21 protein-coding genes are annotated in these 24,601 nt (G+C 63.0%); 11 read left to right on the forward strand and 10 right to left on the reverse strand.

Annotated features, from left to right (window positions below; translation table 11 throughout):
• The first annotated feature begins 92 nt into the window (after window positions 1–92).
• The gene (locus O7B34_RS17475; RefSeq protein WP_337147206.1) at window positions 93–1,379 is read left to right on the forward strand and encodes a PRC-barrel domain-containing protein; all 1,287 of its coding nucleotides are present in this window, start codon (window positions 93–95) and stop codon (window positions 1,377–1,379) included.
• A 29-nt stretch (window positions 1,380–1,408) separates the two neighbouring features.
• On the opposite strand, the gene O7B34_RS17480 is transcribed toward O7B34_RS17475, so the two are convergent.
• A complete protein-coding gene (locus tag O7B34_RS17480) occupies window positions 1,409–2,968 on the reverse strand; it encodes an alkaline phosphatase family protein (RefSeq protein ID WP_337147208.1) in 1,560 nt (519 codons plus the stop codon).
• A 225-nt stretch (window positions 2,969–3,193) separates the two neighbouring features.
• On the opposite strand from O7B34_RS17480, the gene O7B34_RS17485 reads away from it, so the two are divergent.
• From O7B34_RS17485 to O7B34_RS17500, 4 genes are all read left to right on the forward strand, one after another.
• Window positions 3,194–4,126 (forward strand): VOC family protein, encoded by a 933-nt coding sequence (locus tag O7B34_RS17485; RefSeq protein ID WP_337147209.1) that lies wholly within the window; start codon window positions 3,194–3,196, stop codon window positions 4,124–4,126.
• A gap of 4 nt (window positions 4,127–4,130) precedes the next feature.
• Window positions 4,131–4,751, forward strand: coding sequence for an alpha/beta hydrolase (locus tag O7B34_RS17490; RefSeq protein WP_140769780.1), 621 nt, complete (start codon window positions 4,131–4,133; stop codon window positions 4,749–4,751).
• Window positions 4,752–4,753: 2 nt separating this feature from the next.
• On the forward strand, window positions 4,754–5,053 hold the full coding sequence (locus tag O7B34_RS17495; protein WP_337147210.1) for a GNAT family N-acetyltransferase: 300 nt from the start codon (window positions 4,754–4,756) through the stop codon (window positions 5,051–5,053).
• 96 nt (window positions 5,054–5,149) lie between these two features.
• Complete coding sequence (locus tag O7B34_RS17500; protein WP_337147211.1) at window positions 5,150–6,208, forward strand: dipeptidase; 1,059 nt, start codon at window positions 5,150–5,152, stop codon at window positions 6,206–6,208.
• Between the two features lie 6 nt (window positions 6,209–6,214).
• Here the strand turns inward: O7B34_RS17500 and O7B34_RS17505 are convergent, their stop codons facing one another.
• From O7B34_RS17505 to O7B34_RS17520, 4 genes are read right to left on the reverse strand one after another with little or no spacing between them, the layout of a single operon-like run.
• Window positions 6,215–6,472, reverse strand: a complete 258-nt coding sequence (locus O7B34_RS17505) for a hypothetical protein (RefSeq protein ID WP_337147212.1) — start codon at window positions 6,470–6,472, stop codon at window positions 6,215–6,217.
• A gap of 2 nt (window positions 6,473–6,474) precedes the next feature.
• On the reverse strand, window positions 6,475–7,701 hold the full coding sequence (locus O7B34_RS17510) for an aminomethyltransferase family protein (RefSeq protein ID WP_337147213.1): 1,227 nt from the start codon (window positions 7,699–7,701) through the stop codon (window positions 6,475–6,477).
• Window positions 7,702–7,752: 51 nt separating this feature from the next.
• Window positions 7,753–9,333, reverse strand: a complete 1,581-nt coding sequence (locus O7B34_RS17515) for a phytoene desaturase family protein (RefSeq protein WP_337147214.1) — start codon at window positions 9,331–9,333, stop codon at window positions 7,753–7,755.
• Window positions 9,320–10,939: a phytoene desaturase family protein gene (locus tag O7B34_RS17520; protein WP_337147215.1), complete on the reverse strand. Its 1,620-nt coding sequence runs from the start codon at window positions 10,937–10,939 to the stop codon at window positions 9,320–9,322. The genes O7B34_RS17515 and O7B34_RS17520 overlap by 14 nt, the downstream gene beginning before the upstream one ends.
• Before the next feature lie 426 nt (window positions 10,940–11,365).
• Here O7B34_RS17520 and betI point away from each other — a divergent pair, with 426 nt between their 5' ends.
• The 4 genes from betI (at window position 11,366) to O7B34_RS17540 (ending at window position 15,690) form a co-directional block, all read left to right on the forward strand.
• Window positions 11,366–12,079 carry a transcriptional regulator BetI gene (betI, locus tag O7B34_RS17525; RefSeq protein WP_337147216.1) on the forward strand — a complete coding sequence of 238 codons (714 nt, stop codon included), beginning with the start codon at window positions 11,366–11,368 and terminating at the stop codon, window positions 12,077–12,079.
• A 25-nt stretch (window positions 12,080–12,104) separates the two neighbouring features.
• Window positions 12,105–13,187, forward strand: coding sequence for an ABC transporter substrate-binding protein (locus tag O7B34_RS17530; protein ID WP_337147217.1), 1,083 nt, complete (start codon window positions 12,105–12,107; stop codon window positions 13,185–13,187).
• 119 nt (window positions 13,188–13,306) lie between these two features.
• Entirely contained in the window at window positions 13,307–14,383 is a 1,077-nt protein-coding gene (locus O7B34_RS17535; protein ID WP_337147218.1) for an extracellular solute-binding protein, read from the forward strand.
• The gene (locus tag O7B34_RS17540; RefSeq protein WP_337147220.1) at window positions 14,380–15,690 is read left to right on the forward strand and encodes a flavin monoamine oxidase family protein; all 1,311 of its coding nucleotides are present in this window, start codon (window positions 14,380–14,382) and stop codon (window positions 15,688–15,690) included. The genes O7B34_RS17535 and O7B34_RS17540 overlap by 4 nt, the downstream gene beginning before the upstream one ends.
• Here the strand turns inward: O7B34_RS17540 and O7B34_RS17545 are convergent.
• The 3 genes from O7B34_RS17545 to O7B34_RS17555 are packed head-to-tail and all read right to left on the reverse strand — an operon-like array spanning window position 15,654 to window position 18,515.
• Entirely contained in the window at window positions 15,654–16,727 is a 1,074-nt protein-coding gene (locus O7B34_RS17545; protein WP_337147221.1) for an ABC transporter ATP-binding protein, read from the reverse strand. The two genes, O7B34_RS17540 and O7B34_RS17545, sit on opposite strands and share 37 nt — an antisense overlap.
• Before the next feature lie 52 nt (window positions 16,728–16,779).
• Window positions 16,780–17,601 carry an ABC transporter permease gene (locus O7B34_RS17550; RefSeq protein ID WP_337147222.1) on the reverse strand — a complete coding sequence of 274 codons (822 nt, stop codon included), beginning with the start codon at window positions 17,599–17,601 and terminating at the stop codon, window positions 16,780–16,782.
• Complete coding sequence (locus tag O7B34_RS17555) at window positions 17,598–18,515, reverse strand: ABC transporter permease (RefSeq protein WP_337147223.1); 918 nt, start codon at window positions 18,513–18,515, stop codon at window positions 17,598–17,600. Before O7B34_RS17555 ends, O7B34_RS17550 begins: the two co-directional genes overlap by 4 nt.
• Window positions 18,516–18,780: 265 nt before the next feature.
• On the opposite strand from O7B34_RS17555, the gene O7B34_RS17560 reads away from it, so the two are divergent.
• Window positions 18,781–20,199, forward strand: coding sequence for an aminotransferase (locus O7B34_RS17560; RefSeq protein WP_337147224.1), 1,419 nt, complete (start codon window positions 18,781–18,783; stop codon window positions 20,197–20,199).
• 46 nt (window positions 20,200–20,245) lie between these two features.
• Here O7B34_RS17560 and O7B34_RS17565 read toward each other — a convergent pair whose 3' ends face one another.
• Window positions 20,246–21,448, reverse strand: a complete 1,203-nt coding sequence (locus O7B34_RS17565) for an aromatic ring-hydroxylating oxygenase subunit alpha (protein WP_337147225.1) — start codon at window positions 21,446–21,448, stop codon at window positions 20,246–20,248.
• A gap of 456 nt (window positions 21,449–21,904) precedes the next feature.
• On the opposite strand from O7B34_RS17565, the gene O7B34_RS17570 reads away from it, so the two are divergent.
• A complete protein-coding gene (locus tag O7B34_RS17570) occupies window positions 21,905–22,312 on the forward strand; it encodes a hypothetical protein (RefSeq protein ID WP_337147226.1) in 408 nt (135 codons plus the stop codon).
• A 131-nt stretch (window positions 22,313–22,443) separates the two neighbouring features.
• Here O7B34_RS17570 and O7B34_RS17575 read toward each other — a convergent pair whose 3' ends face one another.
• Window positions 22,444–24,531 carry a PAS domain S-box protein gene (locus O7B34_RS17575; protein WP_337147227.1) on the reverse strand — a complete coding sequence of 696 codons (2,088 nt, stop codon included), beginning with the start codon at window positions 24,529–24,531 and terminating at the stop codon, window positions 22,444–22,446.
• Window positions 24,532–24,601 lie beyond the last annotated feature (70 nt).

The raw sequence follows: 24,601 nt of genomic DNA on the forward strand, positions 1-24,601 counted from the left end.
GTTGTGAACCTGTAGAGATGCCGCGCCCGATCTCCCAGCGACGGTTCAACCGGACGCGGCGTGCACGAAATCAGGCACGAGGAGAGATTATCATGATCCGCACCCTTTTAGCGACCACCGCCCTTGCAACAATGGTTGCAACCGGGGCCTTCGCGCAAAACGCAACCCCAGCCCCCGCGAACCCACCGGCCGCTCAGGAGCCGGCAGCGCCAGTGATCCGGGCGGAAGGCAGCATCGTCACCAATATCATCGGCGAAACCGTCTATAACGGCACTGGTGACAATGCCGAGAATATCGGCAAGGTCACGGACGTCGTCTTTGACAAGGACGGCATGGCGAAATCCGTCGTCATCGGCGTGGGCGGCTTCCTCGGCGTCGGAACCAAGAACGTCGCCTTCGACTATGACAAGCTGCAATGGGCCGAGAAGAACGGCGACCGCTGGCTCGTGGCCCAGACAACCAAGGACGAGCTGACGGCGCATCCGGAGTTCGACAGCAAAGCTTATGCGCCGGCCCCGGCCGCATCGACGACTGCCCAGGCGCCGGCCACGTCGACCGACACGGCACAGAAGCCCGCAGAGGCGAACGCGCAACCGGTGAAACAGGCTGATGGCAACCTGGCCACAAACATCATCGGCGAAAATGTCTACAACGGCACAGGCGATGACGCGCAGAAGATCGGCGACGTGAACGACATCGTACTGACCAAGGAAGGCAAGGCGCAGTCGCTGATTATTGGCGTGGGCGGCTTCCTCGGCATGGGCGAAAAGAACGTCGCCTATGATTTCGCCAAGGCGCAGTGGGCACAGAAGAATGGCGACCGCTGGCTGGTGGCGCAGACCACCAAGGAAGAGCTGCAGGCGCAGCCGGACTTCAACCGCAAGGCCTATGATCCGGCGCCGGCCACGACGGCATCGAACGCGCCGGCGGCCACCGCTCCCGCCGCGACAGCTCCCGCTGCCGCTCCGGCGGACAAGACGGCGGCTGCGCCGGCTGACGCCACAGCTCCTGACCAGACGAAGACCGCGGCCATCGACAAGTCGAAGCTGACAGAGATGCCGGTCGGCGAGATCAGGGGTGACGATCTGAAGGGCACGACGGTCTATGGCGCCAACGACGCCAAGGTCGGCGAGATCGGCGATGTCGTGCTGGCGCCTGACAAGAAAACCGATGCCGTCATCGTCGATGTCGGCGGTTTCCTCGGCATCGGCTCGAAGGAGGTCGCGGTCGGCATGGATAATTTGAAGTTCATGACCGACAAGAACGGCAAGAAGTATCTGTATACGACCTTCACCAAGGAGCAGCTTGAGAAGCAAGCGGCTTACGACAAGGGCTCCTACGCCCAGAAACGCGACGAGCAGCGCCTCGTCGTCCGGTAGGCAAGGATGCGGGCGGTAGGGGAAGTCCCTTACCGCCCTGCTTGCGACCTGGCATATCCAGCCACCCCGTTTTCCGTCAGTTCCCAGAGTGCAAGCGACTGGTCGAGATGTTCGGCCCGCCAGGCAAGCAGCCTTTCGGCGAATTCCAGCCGGGTGGAACGGTGTGCCGGACTGCTGGCGAGGTTCTTCAGTTCGCCAGGGTCGTCCTCCATGTCGAAAAGCAGGGGCGGCAAGCCGCCGCCAAAATGCACATATTTGAATTTCTGTGTGCGGATGACAGCGAGGTTGCACTGGCGCGAGGTAATGCCGAAGTGCTGTTCGGCTTCACCGTCCGCGACCGAGCGGAAGTCGAACTCCCAGTGCGCGGCGTCGCGCCAAACGGCTGGAGTTCCACCGCTCAAGAAGGGTTTCAGCGAGCACCCGTCAAGATGCGGCTCGGGAGCCACGCCGAGCAGGTCGATGAGCGTAGGCAAAATGTCCACCGCTTCTGTGAAGCGATCGATCGTGCTGGCGGCGGCCTTACGGTGGCGTGGATCGCGGATGATCAGCGGGATATGGTAGCTGCCGTCGAAATAGCCGCCCTTGCCCAGCATGAAATGGTCGCCCATCATCTCGGCGTGGTCGGAGGTGAGCACGATGATGGTGTTATCCCACGCGCCTTCGGTCTTCAGCGCTTGCCATAGGCGGCCGAGTTGCGCGTCGACCTCCGAGATCATGCCGTAATAGATTGCCCGGATACGGCGGAAATCGTCCTCGCTCCAGTCGTGTACCTTGCCTGTGGCGCCGGGGCGGAACTTCGCGCGTTCTTGCCGGCCAAGATCATAGGCGATGTAGGGGTGGCCCTGAGATTCGGCACGCCAACTTTCCGCGCGGTGAAAAGCGGGGCCGTCCGCCGGATCGTATTGGATGTTGTACGGTTCCGGCACGATGAAGGGCGGATGCGGGCTGATAAAGGAAAGATGCGCAAACCATGGCGTGGCTTCCTCTTGCTCGCCCAGCCAGCGGATGAATTCGCCGGCGAGGAAGGCCGTTGGCGTCTGATCCTTCGAGTAGATGGGTGGCGCCTCAGTCACCGCGCCGTCCGCCTCGCCAACGGGACGATGGACATCAGGACTTCCAGCGCTGGCATCGATGCCCTGCTGCTTCAGCCAGGACAACCACTGCTTCTGATGTTCGGGCAGCAATTGGCGCACAGTGAAGCCGGGCAGCACGCCTTCGTAGCTGTGCAACCGCGGATCGGCCGGTGCAAGCTGGCGCGGATCGAGCGACACATCGGTATAGCCGAACAAGGTTGGATCGTAACCGACGCTGCGCGCGGCAAGCGCAATATTGCCGTGGCGGGCATCGAGCGGTGTGCCGTTGCGACAGACACGGTTGTTCATCTGGTAGAGGCCCGTGTAGAGGCAGGCACGCGCGGGCGAGCACGGAGCCGCACCGCCGTAATGGCGCTTGAACAGCACACCTTCGGCGGCCAGCGCATCGGCATTCGGTGTCTTCACCTGGGCATGGCCGGCAGCCGACAGGCAGTCGCCGCGCCACTGGTCGCAAGTGATGAGGAGGACATTCGGCCGCCTGCCTTTTCCAGTCACTTGCGCTACCCCTTCCCAGTATATTCGAATGCGCACATGGAACCGATTTCCATCAACCGCGCAAGACCAGGCTGTTGGCTGGATGTTGAACAAACGCCTTCTCATTGTTCACTTTTGAAGCACAGTCCATTCTGTGTTTGCCGCCTTTGCCACAATCGATCGCGTCCTCATATTGGCGTGGACAGCGGCGAGGCCGCACAAGCACCAAGGGAAGGAGCAAAGACCATGCTCGACCAGATCAAGGGCCTGCATCACGTCACCTCGATGGCCAGGGATGCACGGCAGAACAATGATTTCTTCACCCACAAGCTTGGCCTGCGCCGGGTGAAGAAGACGGTCAATTTCGATGCGCCCGACGTCTACCATCTCTACTATGCCGACGAGGTCGGAACGCCGGGTTCGGTGATGACCTATTTCCCGTTTCCCAATATCGGCAAAGGCCGCCATGGCGTCGGCGAAGTCGGCACCACGGTCTACTCCGTGCCGGAAGGCACGCTCGCCTATTGGGAAAAACGCTTCACCGACGAAGGCGTAACCAATGTCGCCCGCGAGGACAGCTTTGGCGAGAAGCGGCTCGGATTTGCCGGCCCGGACGGCGATGGCTTTGCCCTTGTCGAGGACAAGGCCGACAGCAGAGCGCCCTGGGTGAAAGGCGGCATTGCCGCGGACGAGGCGATCCGCGGCTTTCACTCGGTTTCGCTGAGGCTGAAGGATGGCGGCGCCACCGAGGAGCTGTTGAAATTCATGGGCTACGAGGAGGTCGACAAGTCAGGCAATGTCAGGCGGCTCGCCATCAGGAACGGCAACGGCGCCGATGTCGTCGACATCGAATCGCTGCCGACTGCCCCTTTCGCCGATCTCGGCGCGGGCTCCGTCCATCATGTCGCCTTCTCCGTCGAGAATCGCGCCAAGCAGCTCGAAGTGCGCAAAGCGCTGATGGATACAGGCTATGGCGTGACGCCGGTGATCAACCGCGACTATTTCTGGGCGATCTATTTCCGCACGCCAGGCGGCGTGCTGTTCGAAGTCGCCACCAACGAGCCGGGCTTTGACCACGACGAGGACACCGCCCATCTCGGCGAGGCGCTGAAGCTGCCCACCCAGCATCGGCACCTGCGGCCCTATCTCGAACAGCATCTGCAGAAGCTGGAGGGCTGAGACGATGAGCAAGGACGCTTTCATCCACAAGGTGCTGCCCGGTTCGCCGGGCGGTTCGCTGCTCTTCGTCTTCCATGGCACGGGCGGCGACGAGAGCCAGCTTGTTTCGCTGGGGCGTGATCTCGCGCCCCAGGCCACCATCATCTCGCCGCGCGGCGATGTTTCCGAACAAGGTGCGGCGCGTTTCTTCCGCCGCACCGGCGAGGGCGTCTACGACATGGACGACCTGGCGCGGGCGACGGGCAAGATGGCTGAATTCGTCAAGGCCCATGTCGAGGCTGCGACGCCGTCGGCCGTGCTGGGCCTCGGCTATTCCAACGGCGCCAACATCCTGGCCTCGCTGGTGTTCGAAGCCCCTGACCTGTTCGACGCTTCGGTGCTGATGCATCCGCTGATCCCGTTCGAACCGGAGGTGAAAGGCAGCCTTGCCGGCCGTCACATCCTGGTGACCGCCGGCAGGCGCGATCCGATCTGCCCGCCGAACCTGACGGCGCGGCTGGAAGCCTATTTGCGTGCCGATGGCGCCGATGTCACAGTGGAGTGGCACGACGGCGGGCACGAGGTGCGGCCAAACGAAATCGAGGCGGCGCGGCGGCTTTTTGCCGGTGTCGTCCAAGGAGTGTAGAGATGCCCGATCAACTGCCAGAGATCGAACTTGAAGATCGCGGATCCAAGGGTCGCTACTTCCTGCGCGGCCCCGGCGACGCCAAGGCCGAGATGACCTTCACCAAGATCGGCGAGCACCAGCTCATCATCGACCACACCGAAGTGCCGGACGCCTTTCGCGGCCAGGGCGCCGGGCTTCGGCTCGTCACCCGCGCCGTCGAGGACGCGCGGGCAGCGGGCAAGAAGATCATCCCGCTCTGCCCGTTCGCCAACGCCCAGTTCCGCCGCCATCCGGAATGGGCCGACGTGCTGAAGCAATAGGTCGGACAGGCTTTGTCATTTGCGCGGGTAGCACATCGTGCCTAAGTGGGTATGATATATCGCTCCCGCGCCGATGAACGAACCGAATGACCCCCTATGACAGACTCCGACCTCGTCCCCGTCTTCGACGGCCATAACGACACGCTGCTGAGGCTCTATCAGTCCAAGGACAGCGACGTCGAAAAGCTGTTCATCGACGGGAAATCGGGCGGCCATATCGACCTGCCGCGTGCGAGGGCCGGCGGATTCGCCGGCGGCATGTTCGCCATCTTCCCTCCGCCGGTCGAGAAAGCGCGGCGCAGCGCCGTGCCTTCGGCGCCGAGCGACAGCGAGCCGCTGCCGCCCGAGGTTCCGCGCGCCGATGCGCTCAACTCGACGATCGCCATGGCGTCCATCCTGTTCCGGCTTGAGCGCGCCGGCGCATTGGCGATCTGCCGCAGTGCCGGCGACGTGCGCAACGCCATGGCACAAGGCACGATTGCCGCAGTGTTCCACATCGAGGGCGTCGAGGCGATCGATCCCGAACTCACCATGCTCGACGTTCTGCATGCCGCGGGCCTGCGTTCGCTCGGCGTCGTCTGGAGCCGGCCGAATGCGTTCGGTAATGGCGTGCCGTTCCGCTTTCCGTCCTCGCCCGACACCGGACCTGGCCTGACCGATGCCGGCAAGGCGCTGGTCAAGGCCTGCAATGAACTGAAGATCATGATCGACCTCTCGCATCTCAACGAGAAGGGCTTTCGCGATGTTGCAGCACTTAGCGATGCGCCGCTGGTCGCCACCCACTCCAACGTGCACGCGATCTGCGGCCATTCGCGTAATCTGACGGACTGGCAGCTCGGAGCGATCCGCGAGTCCGGCGGCATGGTCGGCCTCAACTTCGCCACCGGCTTCCTGCGCGAGGACGGCCGCATGAATGCCGACACCAGCCTCGACATCATGGTGCGCCATATCGATTCCCTGCTGCAGGCTTTGGGCGAGGACGGCGTCGGTCTCGGCTCGGATTTCGACGGCGCCATGATCCCGGCCGTCATCGGCGACGTCGCTGGCCTGCCGAAACTCATCGATGCGCTGGCGGCGCGCGGTTTCGGCCGCGCACTGATCGAAAAGATCGCCTACCGCAACTGGCTCAGCATGCTGGAAAGAACGATAGGTTAGAGTGGCTTATTCGAAGCCCATGCGCTTCAGCCAATCCTTGCCGACGCCACGATCCCTGATGATCGGCAGCGGATTTTCCGCATCGAGCCGCGCGCAGATGCGGTAGACTTCGAGCGTCTCGGCGCTCATCTCGCCCTGCTTGTAGAAGAACATGGCGGCAGCATAGCGCGTGCGGCCCGACCATTTCTCGCCGAGCGGTGTGTTGACCAGCTCCCACTGCTCGGCGGCCTCGCCTTCCTGGTGCTTGTCGGCTTCCCCGGTCATGGTCAGAAATCCGCCGGCGGGTTGGCGGTGCGGCGGTCGAGCTTTATGAAGGGTCGCGCCACGACCTTGGCCCGTTTCATCAGCTTCTGGTACTGCAGCTCGCGCATGGCGTAGATCTCGACCCAGAGGTCCTCCACGACTGTATCACCATAGGGCCGCGCCAGCGAGGCGATGGCGATGTTGCGCTTGGCCATCGGCGACCACATGGCGGCGCTGACCAGGCCGACGTCCTGGCTCTTCTTATAGTAGACGATCGCGTGTTCGGCCGGGATGTTGCCCTCGATCTCCAGCCCGACCAGGACATGGCGCAGCTTGCGTTTCGCCCTCGCTTCGAGGATGGCACGACGGCCGTTGAAATGGCCCTTTTCCAGATCGATCATGAAGCCGAGCCCGATCTCGTCGGGCATGCGCCGGCGGTCGGCGCGAATGGCGTGTTCGGCGGTGGTGAAATCGGCATTGGCGACGATCAGCCCTGCTTCAAGCCTAGCCCGATTGAGCGCGGTGTAGCCGATGGCGCGGATGCCGCGAAGTTCGCCCGCGGCCATCAACCGGTCCCACAGGCTGAGTGCCTTGTCGAGCGGCACGAACAGCTCGTAGCCGAGATCGCCGGTAAAGCCGGTACGCGAGATGGTGACCGTGTCGCCGTCGTGCGGGAACTCGGCAAGGTCGAATATTTTCAGCTTCTCGACACCGGCGAAACCGGCATCGCGCAGCACGGCGAAGGCGGTTGGGCCCTGCAAGGCGAGGCCGGCGACGGCCTCCGTTTCTTCCTCGACAATGACGTCGAAGCCAAGGGCACTGTCCAGCAGCCACGGCAGATGCCGCTCCTGCGAACACAGCCGGAAGCGTGTCGGCGACAAGTGAAAAAGCGTGCCGTCGTCCAGGACAAAACCTTCGTCGTCACACCACGCGGTGTAATGAACGCGGCCCGGCCTGAGCCTGGTGACATCGCGCAAGGTGACGCGGTCGAGGAAGGCTTCGGCATCCGGTCCCTCGATCCGGTATTTGGTCATCGGCGAGATGTCGAAAAGTGCTGCCTGGCTGCGGATGGCGAAGTATTCGAGCTCCTCGTCCCAAAGCGAATGCGGCGCGCGGTAGCCGGCCCAATTGTACCAGTCCTGGGTCTTGGCTAGGGCGTCGATACGCGGTTGGAACGGCGTGCCAATGCGCAGCGTGCGGAAGTGGGATTGCGCCAGGGTGCGGGCCGCGTTGTCGAGCTGACTGGTCATGGCAGCGTTCCTTCGCAGTGGAAGGCGGCGTTGGCCGACTGAGACATCCCGTCACCCTTTCATCGCGATGATGTGCCGTGCCGCGATCAAGCCGGGCGCACCCGAAACACCACCACCGGGATGCGAACCCGCACCGGCCAGGAACAGCCCGTCGAGCGGCGTGTCGTAGCCCGACCGGCCGGATACGGGGCGCGAGATCAGCATCTGATCGGCCTGCAGTTCACCATGGTGCCAGTGGCCGCCCGGCATGCGGAAGCGCTTCTCGATGTCGGCAGGGGTGAGCAGTTCGGCCTGAACCACGGTCTTGCCTATGCCAGGTGCGTAGGCTTCCAACTGAGCCATGATAGCCTCGAGGAATTTCGGCTTGCCGGCATCCCAGCCTACCTTCAGTGCATAAGGCGCATATTGCACCACGGCCGACAAGACGCAGGCACCGCCTGGCGCCAGCGATGGGTCCGCAATGCTGGGCAAGGTGATTTCCATCACCGGCTCGGGCGAGAACTCGCCATATTTGGATGGATTGAAGGCACGCTCGACATGGTCTGGGGAGGGCGCAATGACCAGCCGCCCCTTGCTGCCGGCAGCATCGACCCCGGAAAATTGCGGCGGCCGGTCGAGCGCCAAATGGAGCTTGGCGGCATCGCCCTTCATGCGGATATTTCTGACCTTGCGCATGAAGCCGGTGTCGATCCCGCGCGGCCCGACAAGATCGAGGAAGGTGGTCGCCGGATTGATGGCGGAGACGATCGTCCTGGCGCGAAGCTCCTCGCTATTGTCGAGGACGACGCCGACGGCGCGGCCTTTCTCGACAATGATCCTTGCGACGGGCACCGACGTGCGGATCGTGACGCCAGCCTTTTCGGCAGCAGCGCGGAGGGCGGCGACCACCGCGCCCATGCCGCCCTTTGGCAGTATCTGCGCTCCGGCCGCACCGCCGATCTCTCCGGCCAGACGATAATAGAGGCCGAGCAGCGAGGTCGGCGAGCGCGGGCCAAGGTGGCTGCCGAGCGTGGCATCGAAGGAGAGCAGGCCTTTCAGCCTGTCGTCGGCGAGCTGCTCGTCAAGCAGGTCGGCAACGTTCATCAAAAGCACGCGCAGGAAGTCGCGCATGTCTTCCTTGCCGAGCTTCTTCAGCGCCAGCGCGGTCTGGCCAAGTGCCGCGCCTTCGAACAGCGACATGCCGCCGAGATCGGGCGGGCGTCGAGAGAGGAAGGGCTTCAGGATGCCTGCGTAGCGCAGCAGTTGCGCGCGCAATTCCTTCCAGGCGGACTGTTCCGACAGACTGGCGCCGGTCAGCACCTCGCCATAGGCGCCATGCAGGACAAGCGGCGGTCCATCCTTCGACAAAGCGACCGACGGGGCGAAGTCGGCGCGAGCGATTTGCAGCCCGTGTTTTTCCAGCTCCAGCGTCTTCACCACATCGGGATGCAGCCGGTTCAGCACATGCGCGACCGACGAGATGCGAAAGCCGGGCGCGAATTCCTCGGTGCGCGCGGCGCCGCCGAGATCGGCTCCGGCTTCCAGCACCAGCGCCTTGCGACCTGCCTTCGCCAGCGTGGCGGCGGCGACAAGCCCGTTGTGGCCGCCGCCAATGACAAGCACATCCCATTTTGGCGCATCAAATGACGTCATGGGCCGGGCTCATATGCGAGGTGGATTTTGCGAGATCGCGCAGGATTTCGGCCGCGGCGTTGCGCCCGGGCGCACCCATGACGCCGCCGCCGGGATGGGTGGAGGAACCGCACATATAGAGCCCACCGAGCGGTGAACGATACTGCGCGTAGCCCGGCACCGGGCGGTTGAACAGCAGCTGGTCGAAGGTGAGTTCGCCCTGAAAGATGTTGCCTTCGGTGAGGCCGACCTCGGCTTCGATCTCGCGCGGCGTGCGCACCTCCATATGGACGATGCGCTCACGGAAACCCGGCGAATACTCAGCGATCTGCGCGACCACGCTTTCGGCAAAACCGTCGCGATCGGCGTCCGTCCACTCGCGACCCGCGATCTTGGGCGGCGCGTACTGCACGAAGCAGCTCATGAAATGCTTGCCAGGCGGCGCCATGGTCGGGTCGAGCGTCGTCGGGATGACCATATCGAGGAAGGGATCGGCGGACCAGCGGCCGGCCTTCCAGTCGTCATAGGCGCGCCCCATGCGCTCCATCGAATCGGTGAAATGCATGTCGCCGCGGTAGACCGGCGAGTCCTTTGGCAGCGCGGGAAATTCCGGCAGCGAATCGAGTGCGATGTTGACCTTGCCTGAGGAGCCCCGGATCTTGAAATTCTTGACCCGGCGCAGGAAGATGTCGGGCAGTTCCTTCTCCTCGACCAGCTTCAGGAAGGTGCGCTTCACGTCGGCATTGGAGACGACCAGCTTGCCGTAAATCTCCTCGCCACCGGCCAGAACGACGCCTTTCGCCTTGCCTCTGTTCACCAGCACGTGGTCGACCTCGGCGCCGGTGCGGATGGTTCCACCCGAGGCCTTGAAGGAAGCGGCCAGTGCCTTGGTGACCGCGCCCATGCCGCCGCGCGCATAGCCCCAGGCACCGACCGAACCGTCGACCTCGCCCATATAATGGTGCAGCAGGACGTAAGCCGTGCCGGGCGACATCGGCCCGAGTGCCGTGCCGATGATGCCGGACAGCGCGAAGTTCGCCTTGATGACATCGGTCTCGAAATATTCGTCGAGGAAGTCCGAGATGGACATGGTCCAGAAGCGCAGGGTCAGCGCCATTTCCTCGGCGGAGAGACCGGCGAATTTCTTGCCGAGATAGAGCAGTTCGCCGAGATCGCGCGGACGCAGGCTGGTCGGGTCAGGCGCCGTGCGCATCAGCAGCGGCTGGATGAAGCGGCACTGTCGCGTCACGTCGCGGGAGTAGCGGTCATAGGCCTCGGCATCCCTTTTGGAGAAGCGGGCGAATTCGCGCCGGTGCGCGTCGTGGTCGCGGTAGTTGGCGAGATAATCGCCATCCCGGGTGAAGATCGCGCCGCCTTCATAGGAAATCACTTGCAGGCCGAAGCGCGGCAGCTCGAGATCACGCATGATCTCGGGCCGGAACAGCGAGCAGACATAAGAGCAGTTGGAATAGAGGAAGCCCGGCGTCAGTTCGCGGCTGGTGGCGGCACCGCCGACCCAGTCGTTTTTCTCCACCACCAGTACGTCAAGACCGGCGCGCTGCAGGTAACAGGCGTTGACCAGGCCGTTGTGTCCGCCGCCGATGATGATCGCGTCCCAAGCTTTCATTTTGGCCCAGTTCTCATCCGCGACCCGCTCTTCATTTTCGCGTGATCTGTTCCCGAATACGTGGAATTTGGCATGGTGTCAGCCATTCTGTCCAGCTATTCTGAATGAATGTTCAACAAATGATGTTGCGTTTTTCCAGACATGGATTACGCTTTGCCGGCGTTCGAAACAGGCGTTCGTCCATTGGGGACCGAGGGCTGATGATCGAAACGGCGGAGGCCGAGCCGGAGTATGACTACACCGCCATCCGCTCCTGGAGGCGCTATGGGGTTGAAGGGATCGCTATTCGGTCGTTGCTGCCGTGGTCGGTCGGCCTGTGTCGACAACATTCGAACCTGGGAAGCCATGCAGAAGGTGCTTGACAGTGGCGAGCACCGTCCCACTCATCTTCGCGGGTGGAAGCCGGATGCAAAGGGATAGCCGGCGATGCTGGAGACCATCATACGCATGAAGACGGCAGACGCCAGGGACGCGCTCCTTGAACCCGTACGGAAGGCTGAATCCGAAAAGCGCGGGCGCAAGGCCGCGAAGGAGGTCAGGCAGCTTCAGCTTATCGAGGCGACGATCGATTCGCTGGCCAAGCGCGGCTATTCGGAAACGACGATGGCCGATGTCGCCGATGGCGCCGGTCTGTCGCGCGGCATCGTCAATTTCCATTTCGAGAGCAAGGAAAAGCTGCTCATCGCGACCTTGCAGTACATGTATGACGAATACTCGGCGCATTGGCGCAATGCGCTGCACAAGGCAGGCGACGATCCTGCCGACCAGCTCCAGGCGCTGGTCGCGGCCGATTTCGACCGCTCGATCTGCAACAAGCGCAAGCTTGCCGCCTGGTGCGCCTTCTGGGGCGAGGCCAAATCGCGGCCGACCTACCAGGCGCTGAGCAGCGCGCGGGATGCCGTTTACCAGAATATTTTCATCGACCTCTGCACGGCGCTCAAGCAAAGCGGCGGCTACGCCTACGAGCCGCAGGTCATGGCGCTGGCTCTAAGCGCCATGCTGGAAGGCTTGTGGCTGCGGTTGATGATGGGCACCGAGGACACGACCCGCGAGACGGCCTTGCAGGCGGTGATTGAATTCCTGTCGGCGGCTTTCCCGAAACATTACCCGCGGAAGGCGGCCGCCCCAACGAAATCATAAGAAAACCACAGAGGATGGAGCAGCAATGAAGACACTGACAAGACGCCTGACACTGACGCTCGCACTGGCCGGTGCACTGGCGGCTTCCGCCGCCGCACTGGCGATCGCCGCCGACAAGGATCTGATCGTGTTCGACTGGTCCGGCTACGAGGCCCCCGGCTTCCACCCGAAATACGTCGAGAAGAACGGCGATTCGCCGACCTTCGCCTTCTTCGGCGATGAGGACGAGGCGTTCGAGAAGGTCCGTTCCGGCTTCAAGGCCGACCTTGGCCATCCCTGCTCGCAGAGCGTGGTGAAGTGGCGCGAGGCTGGCCTGCTGCAGCCGCTCGACACCTCTAGGATCACGGGCTGGAAGGACCTCAATCCCGGCATCATGGCGATGAAGAATCTCGCCACGACCGATGTCGGAAAAGCCTGGTTCATGCCCTGGGACTGGGGCAACACGCAGCTTACCTACAATTCCTCCAAGATCGACGAGAAGGACGTGCAGTCGCTGAAAGCGTTCGCCGATCCGAAGTTCAAGGGCCGGGTCTCGATCGGCGACAATGTCGACGATGCCTATGCGCTGGCGAGCCTCGCCATCGGCGTGAAGGACTGGACCAAGATGACCGACGACCAGTTCAAGCAGGCCTCCGATTTCCTGCGCCAGGTACACAAGAATGTGCGCTCCTACTGGACCGATACCACCGACGTCGTCCAGCTTCTGAGCGGCGGCGAGGTCGATCTCGCCTGGGCCTGGAACGATGCGACCGTGCAGTCGGTCGCCGCCGGCGTGCCGATCAAGTCGAAGAAGGACGCGGCGGAAGGCATCTCGACCTGGGTCTGCGGCTATGTGCTGTTCAAGGACTCACCCGGCAATACGGACAAGGCCTATGATTATCTCAACGCAGTCAACGATCCGGAGATCGCCAAGGTGCTGGTCAAGGATTGGGGCTACGGCCAGGCCAATGCCAAGGGCATGGCTGGCGTCGATCAGGCCGTGCTGAAGGAAAAGGGCTATGACGACGTGCTGAAATTCGTCGACAAGACGCTGTTCCAGCAGCCGCTGCCGTCGGATCTCAAGCTCAAGATGATCGCCGAGTTCGAGAAGATCAAAGCGGGCTATTAAGCCTTTGACTGGCGGACCCGTCCGTGCGCCGGCAGGAGCGGCGGATGGGCTCGCCAAAGCGCTTGAATTTGCCTAACCTCGCTCTCGGCATCTTTCGCGATGGGGGAGTTTTTCGCACCATGAATTCCGTGCTTCGCCGGCTTGTCATCGCCGCTGCCTGCACGTTCGGTGCCGGCGCGGTTTACGCGCTCGCCGAGTGCGGCGGCGACCTCGTCGTGTTCGACTGGTCGGGCTATGAGGACCCGCTGCTACACCCGGCGTACACCACCAAATACGGCGCCGAGCCGACCTTTGCTTTCTTCGGCGACGAGGACGAGGCGTTCGAGAAGATGCGGGCGGGTTTCAAGGCCGATATCGCGCATCCCTGCTCGCAAAGCGTGGTGAAGTGGCGCGAAGCCGGCATGCTGCAGCCGCTCGACACGTCCAGGATAGAAGGCTGGAAGGATCTCAATCCCGGTATCATGGCGATGAAGGATCTCGCCGTCACCGCCGACGGCAAGGCCTGGTTCATGCCATTCGACTGGGGCAACACCTCGCTGCTCTACCGCACCGACAAGGTGACGGCCGAACAGGCACAGTCGCTCAAGATCTTCGCCGATCCGCGGTTCAAGGGTCGCGTCACCATCGGCGACAATGTCGATGACGCCTATGCCTTGGCGAGTTTGGTCATCGGTCTCAAGGACTGGACCAAGATGACCGACGACCAGTTCAAGCAGGCGTCCGCTTTCCTACGCGACGTGCACAAGAACATCCGTTTCTACTGGACCGACGACACCGACCTCAACCAGGCCTTTATCGGCAACGAGGTCGATCTCGTCTGGGGCTGGAACGAGACCTTCGTGACGCTGAAGGGACAGGGCCTGCCGATCGCCATGAACCGAGAGACCAAGGAAGGGATTTCGACCTGGGTATGCGGCTACGTGCTGATGAAGGATGCGCCAGGCAAGCTCGACGAGGCCTATGATTTCCTCAGCGCCGTCAACGCGCCCGGCGTGTCGGACTATTTGGTCAAGACCTTCGGCTACGGCCACGGCAATGGCGCCGGGATGGCTGAAATCGACCACAAGGTGCTGGCCGACCGCGGCTTCGACAATCTCGACAAGTTCCTCGACAAGACCCTGTTCCAGCAGCCGGTACCGCCGGAGCTGAAGAAGCGCATGATCGACGAGTTCGAGAAGATCAAGGCTGGCTATTGAACGACAAGATCGAAAGAACCGACGTCGTCATCGTCGGCGCCGGCTTCACCGGCCTATCGGCCGCGATTGAATTGCAGCGCGCCGGCGTCGACTTCGTGCTTGTGGAGGCCCGCGATCGTGTCGGCGGCCGCGTCGAGACCGTGCGAAATGGACTTGGCGAGCGCATCGACAGCGGCGGCCAATTCCTGTGCGAGGACATGCCGCAGCTGATGGACCTGGCCCGGGCTCGCGGCAAGACATTCGTCGAGACTTACGTCGCGGGTGATTTCATCACCCACCCGTCAATGTCGGTCGACCAGGCCGAGCGGACCTATCACGCCTCCATGGCAATCCGCGAGCGCATGAACAGGATCGAGCCCAACGACCCTGCCATTGCGGGATTGACCGTTGCCGGGTGGCTGGAGACGCAGGATGACGCGGGCGAGGCCAAGGCGGCCTTCCGGTCGATGATCGAAGGCCTGTGGTGCCTGGCGTTGGAGAAGGTGCCACTGTGGTATCTCATCGACAATGACCGGCGCATCACCAACGAGGTGCCGGAGCTGCAATATTCCCTGCGCGAGACCATGCAGTCGGTGGCCGACGATCTGGCTAGGGACCTCGGCGGCCGTGTGAGGCTGGGTGAACCGGTGACCCACATCGAATACGATCAGTCAGGGGTTCGGGTTGTGTCGAGCAATGGCGTGATCGAAGCGCGCGAAGTTCTGGTCGCCGTGCCGCCGGCGACAGCCGCGAAGCTCGATTTTACGCCAGCCTTGCCAGCAGCCCTGGAAACGGCGCTCGGCGCCTGGGAAAGCGGCGCGGTGATCAAGATCCTGCTGCGCTATCCCAAGCCATTCTGGCGCGAACGGAATTTGAGCGGGATGGTGATGTGGCGGGATCTGCCAGGGCTGTTTGCCTGCGACGCCAGCAGGGATTCCGAGCATGCGGCGCTAGTCGTCTTCATTGGCGGGCCGCTGGCGCTGCGCTGGCACGAACTCGGCGAGGCGGACCTGCTGGCGCAGGTGACGACGAGGCTTGTGGAGGCTCTCGGTTCCGAGGCTGCCGATAGTCTCGATTTCAACCGCCGCGACTGGACGCATGACGGCTGGAGCGGCGGTGCCTATAGCGACCTGATCGTCGATGTGACGGCGAGGGATGCCGAGCGCACCATTCTTGCCGGTGCGCCGCCGGTGCATTTCGCTTCGTCGGAACTGTCGCCGTCATTCCCGGGCTATGTCGAAGGCGCGATCGTGGCCGGGCGCATCGCGGCGCGCAGGATCATCGCCGATGTTCAGTCGGCCATCGCGACCAGGGCTTCGGGATCGTAGGCGAGGCGGATGGAGGTGCCGACCGGGATATCATCGGCACCGAAATCGTTGGTCTCGGTCACCGATAGCGGCTTTTCCAGCCCGGGGATCTCGACGATCAGATGGGTGATCTCGCCGAAATAGTGGCGCTCGACCACCTTGCCGGCGACCTCGAACTTGGCTGTCGCATTGTCCCATAGCACGCGCAGGCGCTCCGGCCTGATGCCGAGCGTGGCGCCGCTGCCGTTGCGCACGAAAGCCTTGGGCTTGTCGGTCTTGATGCGGCCGAAACCCAGCGTGTCGACGATCAGCGAGGCGCCGTTCTCCTCGACGATCTCGGCCTTGACGAAGTTCATGCCGCCAAGGAAGTCGGCGACCTGGCGGTTGACCGGGCGCTGGTAGATTTCCTTCGGCGAGGCGACCTGGGCGATCTTGCCGCCGAACATCACGGCGATGCGGTCGGACATGGCGAGCGCCTCATACTGGTCGTGGGTGACCAATACGAAGGTGATGCCGACGGCCTGCTGCAGGCGGCGCAGTTCGACCTGCATCTGCTCGCGCAGCTTCTTGTCGAGCGCCGAGAGCGGCTCGTCGAGCAAAAGCACCTTGGGCCGCATCACCAGGGCGCGGGCAAGCGCGACGCGCTGGCGCTGGCCGCCGGAGAGCTCCGTGGCAAGCCGTTTGCCGAGGCCGGTGAGCGAGACCTGCGCCAGCGCTTCCTCGACGCGGCGCTTCTCCTCGCCGCCCCGCAGCTTCAGCCGCTTCAGTCCGTAGGCGACGTTCTGCTCGACATTGAGGTGCGGGAAGATCGCATAGCTCTGGAACACCATGTTGGTCGGCCGGCGGTTGGCCGGGATGCCTTCCATGGACTGGCCGCCAACCGCGATCGAACCGCTGGTCGGATTGTCGAACCCGGCGATCATGCGCAAAAGCGTGGTCTTGCCGCAGCCGGACGGACCAAGCAGCGAGAAGAACTCGCCTTCCCTGATGGTCAGGGAGGCGTCGTCCAGCGCCCTGAAGGCTCCGTAACTGCGGGTGACGTTGCGGATCTCGATCATCGGTCTTTCGGATTGGATCCTGTGCGCGTGAGTGCGCTCGATCCGCGGCTGCTCAGGCATAGAGGCCCCCCTCGTTCTGGGTGCGTCTGGCCGCGCGGCGACGCAGCATTTCGGCGATTGTCATCAGCAGGAAGGAGGCGACCAAGAGCAGCGTGCCCAGCGCCAGCACGCCGGGCAGTTTCGATGCGAAACGCAACTGGCCCCAGATGTAGATCGGCAGTGTCGCCTCGGTGCCGGTGAGGAAGAAGGCGATGATGAATTCATCCAGAGAGATGGTGAAGCAGACCAGCAGGCTGGAAATGATCGCCGGCGCCACCATCGGCAACGTCACGCGCCGGAAAGTGCCGAAGGCGCTCTCGCCGAGATCGGCGGAGGCTTCCTCGAGGCTGCGGTCGAAACCTTCGAAGCCGGAGGTCAGCACTGTCATCGAATAGGGAATGCAGATCAGCACGTGGCCGAGCACGACGGTGAACAGCGACAGGCTCAAGCCAAGCTGCAGCATCACCAGCAGCATGGAGATGGCAACGATCACTTCAGGCAGCACAAGCGGCGCCATGATCAGGCCATTGATGGCGCGGCGGCCGGAATAGCGGTAGCGGGTGATCGAGCGGGCGGCGAGGATGCCGAGTACGGTGGAGAGGATGGCCGCCGAGACGCCGACGATCAGGCTGTTCCAGGCGGCGTCGAGCAGCGCCGGCGTGCGCGGCAGGTCCTCGTACCATTGCAGGGTGAAGCCGGTCAGCGGGAATTTCGGCGTCGCCGCCGTGTTGATCGAGAAGATCGGCAGGAAGATAACGGGCAGATAGAGGAAGACGATATAGAGGAACGCGTAGGCGGACAGCCAGCCGCCCGGCAGGGAGCGCCGCAGCCTCATCGCGCCATCCTTTGCAAAGTGCGGATGATCAGCACCGTGGCGCCGGCCATCAGGGAGACGATCAGCATGGTGGTGACGGAAAGTGCGGCACCGAGCGGCCAGTTGGCTGCCTTGCCGAACTGCGCCTGGATGGCGTTGGCGATCATGACGCCGTCCTTGCCGCCGACGAGCTTTGGCGTGACGTAGTCGCCGACCGTCGGGATCATGACGATCAGCGCCGCGGAAATGATGCCAGGCGCCGACAGGGGCAAGGTCACGCGCAGGAACGAGCGCAAGGGGTCATCGCCAAGATCGGTGGCCGCTTCGACCAGCGTGCGGTCGACCTTCTCCAAGGACACGAAGATCGGCAGAATGGCGAAGGCCGCCCAGGCATGGGTAAGGGTGATGATGACGGCGCTCGAATTGTAGAGCAGGGCTGTCGACGGTTCGTCGATGATGCCCAGACCCATCAGGCCGGAATTCAAGACGCCGTTATAGCCCAGGATGACCTTCCACGACATCACGCGCAACAGATAGCTGGTCCAGAACGGGATGGTGATGAGGAACAGCCACAGGCTCTTGTGACGGCCGCCGTGGAAGGAAATGAAGTAAGCGATCGGGTAGGCGAGGACGACGGTGAACAGGCTGACCGTCAGTGAGATGTAGAGCGAGCGCCATAACAGATCGCGGTAGATCGGCTCGGTCAGCGCGACGCGGTAATTTTCCAGCGTGAAGGTGCGGTCGATGGTCAGGTAGTGCTGCGTCCAGAAGGAGTGGGCGATGACCACCAGTATTGGCAGGACCAGCAGGATGAGCGCGTAGAGCAAGGTCGGGCTGATCAGGGCAAAGCCCTGTACGGGCTCGGATTGCAGAAGGGCATTTCGTCTGGCCCGCGTCATGCGCAACGGAGGCGACCCTTCCGCAGCCACCGTCATTGCAGGGCACCAGAGGGCGGGGCTCCGGCTGTGATCTCGGTTGCTGGCCTGGACTGTCCCGCCATACGGCATCCCATTGGGCTGGTGCCGGCTTTTGTTCCCCTTGCCGGCTTTCTTTCATCATGCGCGCATCCGCGGATTGAAATCAAGCGCCATTTCTGCAATGTTGATTGAACGGACATTCAAAATCGTGTGAGCGGGGCGATGATTTCGGCCATAGCGAGCCGGATTGGCCCCGGGAAAATTCGGTGATGTGGAGGCGATGATGGCGGCGGTGAGAGATCTGAAGGCAGGCGAAACGGCTGGCCCTGGCGACGACGATGCGGTCGAGCTGGCCAAGCGTCATCTCATCCAGCCCTGGCCTTATGCCGGTTCCGTCGGTTCGGAGGCGCGTGCGCTGATCGGCGAGGGCGATGGCATCTACATCACCGACGACACCGGCAAGCGGCTCATCGACGGCCCGGCCGGCATGTGGTGCGTCAATGTCGGCCATCGTCGCGAGGAACTCGCCAGGGTGATGTACGACCAGGCGATGGCGCTGTCCTACAACACGCCCTGGTACACGATGAACGCGCCATCGGCGGAGCTTGCCAAACGTATCGCCGGCCATGCCCCAGGCGACCTCAGCCATGTCTTCTACACCACGGGCGGCTCATCCGCGGTCGAGACGGCGTTGCGCTTCATGCAGTTCTACAACAATGTACGTGGCCGGCCGGAAAAGAAGCTGATCCTGAGCCGTGGCGGCGCCTACCATGGCTCGACCTATCTTTCGGCCTCGCTCAATGGCCGCCCGCGCGACCGCGACTGGATGGACGGCGCCGACGAGCTGGTGGTCAAGCTCTCCTCGCCCGACCCGTTCCGGCGTCCGCAAGGCATCAGCCTTGCCGCCTTCACCGATTTCGTCGTCGACCAGTTCCGCGACACGGTCGCGCGCGTCGGCGCCGACAGAATAGGCGCGTTCGTCGGCGAACCGGTGCAGGCGTCCGGCGGCGTCGTCGTGCCGCCCGACGGCTATCTCAAGCGCATCCGCGAGATCTGCCGTGACAACGACATTCTCTATGTTTCCGACGAGGTGGTGACGGGCTTCGGCCGGCTTGGCCATGTCTTTGCCTCCGGCGACGTCTTCGGCATCGACCCCGACATGATCACCTTTGCCAAGGGCGTCACCTCAGGCTATTTCCCGCTCGGCGGCGTCATCATCTCGGAACGGCTGCTGGAGGAGCTGCGCCGCTCGAACCATCCCGACGCGATGTTCGGCCACGGGCTGACCTACACCAGCCATCCCGTCGGCTGCGCGGTGGCCTTGAAGAACCTCGACCTGCTGGAGGAAAGCGTGCTTGCCCACGCGCAGGCGGTCGCCCCCTATTTCCAAGCGCAGCTGAAGACGCTGGAAGAGCTGCCGCTGGTCGGCGAAGTGCGCGGCGTGGGGCTGATGGGTTGTGTCGAATGCGTCGCCGACCGCGAAAGCAAGGACCCGCTGCAACTCGACAAGAGTGTCGGAAAACGCATCGACGCCCACTGCCATGAGCTTGGCCTGCTGGTGCGGCCACTGATCAACATGTGCGTGATGTCGCCGCCGCTCATCATCACGCGCGAGCAGATCGACGACATGGTCGGTATCCTGCGCGAAGGCATTTCGCGCACCATGGACGATCTCAGGAAAGAGGGTGTCTGGCGGGGGTGATAGCCAATCTCCCTCTTGTGGGGGGAGAGCTTCGCGGCTTGCGCCGCTACCCTCGCGATCTCAGCGCATCGTTTAGGTTCCACATGTCCTTTTCTTCCGGCGCTGTTTCCAGCCCGAGCACCGGAAGCTGCTTGCGCAGATGGTCGTGGTGGGTGCGCACGCCATATTCGAGGTCGGAGAAGTAAAAACCCTCGAAGGACTCGGACAGCATGGATTCGTTCGACCAGACCGAAAGCTGCACATCTTCCGACATGGTGTCGCGATCAATGCGGAAGGAGAGGTAGCGGGCGGCGGCCTGCTCGCGACTTTCATCGCGGTAGCGATAGATGGCGCCACGCAGCAGCGTCTCACCCGTCGACAGCGGGAACTCCTGATAGAACTGCACCGATTCCGGCATCACCGACAGAACGGCGTTCGGGAAGATGCCGTAATAGACCCAGGCCTTCCTGAGGTGGTCCGGCAGATGCGTCGGCTCCGGCGCGATCTTGACGTAGTTCTTGACGCTCCAGCGGCGGCCGGCATGCGGGTTGTAGGTGGCGAAGGAGCGCGAGACGCCGTTGATGAAAGGCTCGTCGAAATAGGTGGCGCCGTAGAGATCCTGCAGGGCCGGATGCGCCATGGCGACGTGATAGCCTTCATTGTCGACGTCGCGCACCGACTTCCAGTTGACAGGTGTTTTCTGGGTCCAGATGCCCCAGGAGGGCACCATGTCGGCGGCATTATAGTGCGCGAATTCGGCTTCGATCGGCTTCAACAACTCGGCGACGGAAGCCTGTGGCCCGCCATTGCGGAAGCGGATGAAGATGAAGCCCATCCAGATTTCGAGATCGAGCGGCATCAAGCCGAACTCGGTCTTGTCGAGGTCGGGGAAGGAGCGCGGGCGGGCGGCGCCGCGCAGCGTACCGTCGAGATTGTAGACCCAGCCATGGAACGGGCAGACCAGCGCGTTCTTGCAATTGCCCTGGCTGTCGGCCACGACGCGGCTGCCGCGGTGGCGGCACATGTTGTTGAAGCCGCGCACGACGCCGTCCTTGCCGCGCACGATCAAAGCGCGCTCGCCGATGACATCCATGGTGAGGTAGTCGCCGGCATTGGGTATGTCGCAGACATGCCCGGCGATCTGCCAATGATTGCGGAAGACATGCTCCTTTTCCAGTTCGAGAAGGGCGGTGGAATGGTAACTCCAGCCCGGCAATCCCCGCCGGTCCCAATCATTCGGGATTGCCACGTCACGGAGGTGCGGGTTCATGAAACGTCTCTTCTTTTTATTGAATATGCATTCAATATAACCATATTTTGCGTTGAAATGCAATGGTTTGTGGAAATGCGCAGGTCTCGGGGCGAAAATGTCAGCCCCGGTTCCAACGAAATTATGCTCCGCTGCGGTCTCTGAAAACCTCGGAAAATCCGGGTGTTAGCCAGAGTTCCATAACCTCCACCCGTTGCCGGTTCATGCTGCAAATCGCGCCTCTGACAAGGTATTCCCGCTGGCAAGAAAAGCCCTGCCGTTCGCGTCGGCCATTAGCGGGGACGCTGGGCAACCCGCTATCCCGGATCAAAATAGTCGATGACCGATTTTGACCGTTTCTGCCCGCATTATTGTTTCAATCCGGTTACATTGCCGGGCTCTCGTCACCTTTCCGTCGTTACAAGGCGCGATTAAATTCGCTTTATCGCAAAAAGAAAATCAACGAAGGGGAAGATGATGCATGCGAAAGTCCAGATCACCAGCAGCAACCGCTTTCAGGCTCCAGAGCGCGCTGACCGCCGCCCGAAGCTGGCGCTTCGCCAGCGTGCCAGCGACCACCCGATGGCAATGTTCATGGCGCTGGCTGCTTGCGCCTTCGCCGGCATGGCGTTCACGCCGACGGTCGGCCCAGCCTTTGCTTCGTTGAATCCGCCCGCCAACATCGTCGAAGGTGCGCCGACCACGACCACGACCGCCCGCCTGCCGATGCCCGCCGTCGATTTCGCCTGCAAGGGGCAGGCCTGGGGCGCCGAGAGCGCGGATTGCCTGCGCGCCATTGCCGAGCAGTCCGGAACGCACAAGGCCCGCGCGATCCGCATGATCGCGAACGCCGCGCCGCTGACCAGCACGCCCAACATCTTCTGATTTCTGTCTCTGGATTTGCTTGGCATGATCCCGAAAACCGGTTCCCGTTTGGGGATCATGCCCTGACCTCCCCGAGCGTCCTCCAGCGCTCCCTTCGGCTCCCGCCGCGATGTCGGCCGGGGGCCTCTTTTTTATGCTTTCGACGCGGCCTGCTCGGCGATGGTCGAAAGCACGCTGCGTACATCCAGCGTGCTGAACGGTTTTTCGAGGATCTGTGGCCGCTGCTGCGCCGGCAAGGCCTCGATTTCCGCCTTTGCGCCGATGAGGTCGCCGGTGACCAGCACGAAGCGCCGCGCCAGGTCGGGCCGCTCGGCGAGCAGTTCGCGGTAGATCGAAATGCCTGACGTGCCGGGCATGCGCAGATCCGAAAAGACGATGTCCGGCGGCATGTGGCCGCTCAAGGTGGCGGCGCCCGATTCCCAGACCGGCGCGATCCGCGACTTGATGCCCATCAATTCGAGAATGTCGGACAAGGAGCCGGCGACGTCAGGCTCATCATCGATGATCAGGGCATGGCGCAGGCCGCTCGATCGTGGCTGGCTTTCGCCAGCGGCGGCGATGCCTGTCGAAATAGCCGGCAACTGGACGACGAAACGCGCGCCTCTCGGCTGCACTTCCTCGAACCAGACATTGCCATTGTGCCGCTCGATGATGGATTTCGAAATCGACAGGCCGATACCGGTGCCGACGCCGACCGGCTTGGTGGTGAAATAGGATTCGAAAATGCGCGAACGGATGGCCTCGGGAATGCCGGGCCCGTTGTCCTCGACCGAGAAGCCTGGATTGCCCCGGTCGCTGCGGAAGCTCCGCACCTTGATCAGCCGGTCGCCGGCTATGCCAGCCAGGGCATGCTGGCTGTTGATGAGGAAATTGGCCGCCACCTGCGTCACGTGGTCGGCGTCGGCCATGGCCAGCAGGGGACCCGGCGCGAAATCGGTGTCGATGATGATGCCGCTCGAGCGCGCGCCGTAGGCGGTCACCTCGAGAGCGGCGCGGATCACCTGGTTGAGATCGGTCTCGGTCTGCGCCGCCGGATGGAGGCGGACCATCGACAGGAAGCTCTTGACGATGCGACCGCAGCGCTCGGCTGCGGCGCGCACTTTTTCGGCACGGACCTTGGTCTGCGGGTCCGAGGCGAATTCATGCAGCAGCGTCGATTGCGCGACCACCACCGCCAGCGGGTTGTTGAGCTCGTGCGAAACGCCCGCGAGCAGCGAGCCCATCGCCGCCATCTTCTCGTTCTGGTGCAGCTTCTCGCGCTGCCGATTGATCTCCTCCTCGGCGCGCAGCCTCTCGCGCAGGTCGCGGATGGAGCCGAAGATAAGCCGGCGGTCGGCGACCCGCATCTCGGTCGCCGTCAGCTCGATCGGGAAGACCTCGCCGGCGGCATTCTGCGTCACCGTCTCGAGCCGCTGGCCGACCATCGGCGCGCCGCGGCCGGACATGTAGTCGGCGCCCGAGGCATAACCCTTGCGGTAGTATTCCGGAACGACGGTATCGAGCAGGTCCTTGCCGAGGATATCGCTGCGCTGGAAGCCGAACATCTTTTCCGCGGCCGGATTGAATTCGATGATCGACCCGGCCTCGTCGATGACGATGATGGCATCGAGCGAGGCCTGCAGCATGGTCCGGCGGATCACTTCGCTGGCATGGGCGTCGGAGGGGGAGTGTTCTATGGCGTCGCCGATGGCGAGCGCGATGATATGCAGCGTCGCCTCTTCCTCGTCGGTCCATTCACGCTCCTCGACGCAATCATTGACGGCGAGCGTGCCCCACAGATGGCCGTGCGCGAAGACGGATACCGACAGGAACGACTTGATGTTCTGCTTTTCGAAATCGGCCCTGAGGAACCCTTCGAGATCGCGCGTGTGCCCGGCGAAGACCTTGCCCTGCCGCTCATCCTCGGCCAGCCGCTCCAGCAGCGGATCCGAATTGACGATCGACTGCATGATGACGGTCGGTGAGGCCAGTTCGCCGCCGAAATCAGGATCTATCCAGTAGGCGGCGACCGACTGGGCGAAACCTTGGCCGGGCAATTCGCGCAGGCGGAACAGGATACCGCGCTGGCACTCCATGGCGTTACACAGCGTTTCCAGTATGCCGTCCATTTCGCGCTGCCAGTCGCCGGCTTCGCGCAGCCGGCGCACGACACGCACGGCCGCCATCGCCGCGCCTTGCCTGAAACCCTGCACATCCGTGCTTGCCGTCTCGCCCGTCATTGTCAGCCGTCATTCCAGAGTCACGTCGATTCAATCGGCTGGCAACGGCTGCGGAGCGGAAACCCTGTGG

Source organism: Mesorhizobium sp. Cs1299R1N3, assembly GCF_037179625.1.
Classification (GTDB): domain Bacteria; phylum Pseudomonadota; class Alphaproteobacteria; order Rhizobiales; family Rhizobiaceae; genus Mesorhizobium; species Mesorhizobium salmacidum.

Bases quoted from the DNA above. Each gene is read 5' to 3' on its own strand.
- O7B34_RS17475 (WP_337147206.1), top strand. From the start codon at position 93: ATGATCCGCACCCTTTTAGCGACCACCGCCCTTGCAACAATGGTTGCA.
- O7B34_RS17485 (WP_337147209.1), top strand. From the start codon at position 3,194: ATGCTCGACCAGATCAAGGGCCTGCATCACGTCACCTCGATGGCCAGG.
- O7B34_RS17490 (WP_140769780.1), top strand. From the start codon at position 4,131: ATGAGCAAGGACGCTTTCATCCACAAGGTGCTGCCCGGTTCGCCGGGC.
- O7B34_RS17495 (WP_337147210.1), top strand. From the start codon at position 4,754: ATGCCCGATCAACTGCCAGAGATCGAACTTGAAGATCGCGGATCCAAG.
- O7B34_RS17500 (WP_337147211.1), top strand. From the start codon at position 5,150: ATGACAGACTCCGACCTCGTCCCCGTCTTCGACGGCCATAACGACACG.
- O7B34_RS17505 (WP_337147212.1), bottom strand. From the start codon at position 6,472: ATGACCGGGGAAGCCGACAAGCACCAGGAAGGCGAGGCCGCCGAGCAG.
- O7B34_RS17510 (WP_337147213.1), bottom strand. From the start codon at position 7,701: ATGACCAGTCAGCTCGACAACGCGGCCCGCACCCTGGCGCAATCCCAC.
- O7B34_RS17515 (WP_337147214.1), bottom strand. From the start codon at position 9,333: ATGACGTCATTTGATGCGCCAAAATGGGATGTGCTTGTCATTGGCGGC.
- O7B34_RS17520 (WP_337147215.1), bottom strand. From the start codon at position 10,939: ATGAAAGCTTGGGACGCGATCATCATCGGCGGCGGACACAACGGCCTG.
- betI (WP_337147216.1), top strand. From the start codon at position 11,366: ATGCTGGAGACCATCATACGCATGAAGACGGCAGACGCCAGGGACGCG.
- O7B34_RS17530 (WP_337147217.1), top strand. From the start codon at position 12,105: ATGAAGACACTGACAAGACGCCTGACACTGACGCTCGCACTGGCCGGT.
- O7B34_RS17535 (WP_337147218.1), top strand. From the start codon at position 13,307: ATGAATTCCGTGCTTCGCCGGCTTGTCATCGCCGCTGCCTGCACGTTC.
- O7B34_RS17545 (WP_337147221.1), bottom strand. From the start codon at position 16,727: ATGATCGAGATCCGCAACGTCACCCGCAGTTACGGAGCCTTCAGGGCG.
- O7B34_RS17550 (WP_337147222.1), bottom strand. From the start codon at position 17,601: ATGAGGCTGCGGCGCTCCCTGCCGGGCGGCTGGCTGTCCGCCTACGCG.
- O7B34_RS17555 (WP_337147223.1), bottom strand. From the start codon at position 18,515: ATGACGGTGGCTGCGGAAGGGTCGCCTCCGTTGCGCATGACGCGGGCC.
- O7B34_RS17560 (WP_337147224.1), top strand. From the start codon at position 18,781: ATGGCGGCGGTGAGAGATCTGAAGGCAGGCGAAACGGCTGGCCCTGGC.
- O7B34_RS17565 (WP_337147225.1), bottom strand. From the start codon at position 21,448: ATGAACCCGCACCTCCGTGACGTGGCAATCCCGAATGATTGGGACCGG.
- O7B34_RS17570 (WP_337147226.1), top strand. From the start codon at position 21,905: ATGCATGCGAAAGTCCAGATCACCAGCAGCAACCGCTTTCAGGCTCCA.
- O7B34_RS17575 (WP_337147227.1), bottom strand. From the start codon at position 24,531: ATGACGGGCGAGACGGCAAGCACGGATGTGCAGGGTTTCAGGCAAGGC.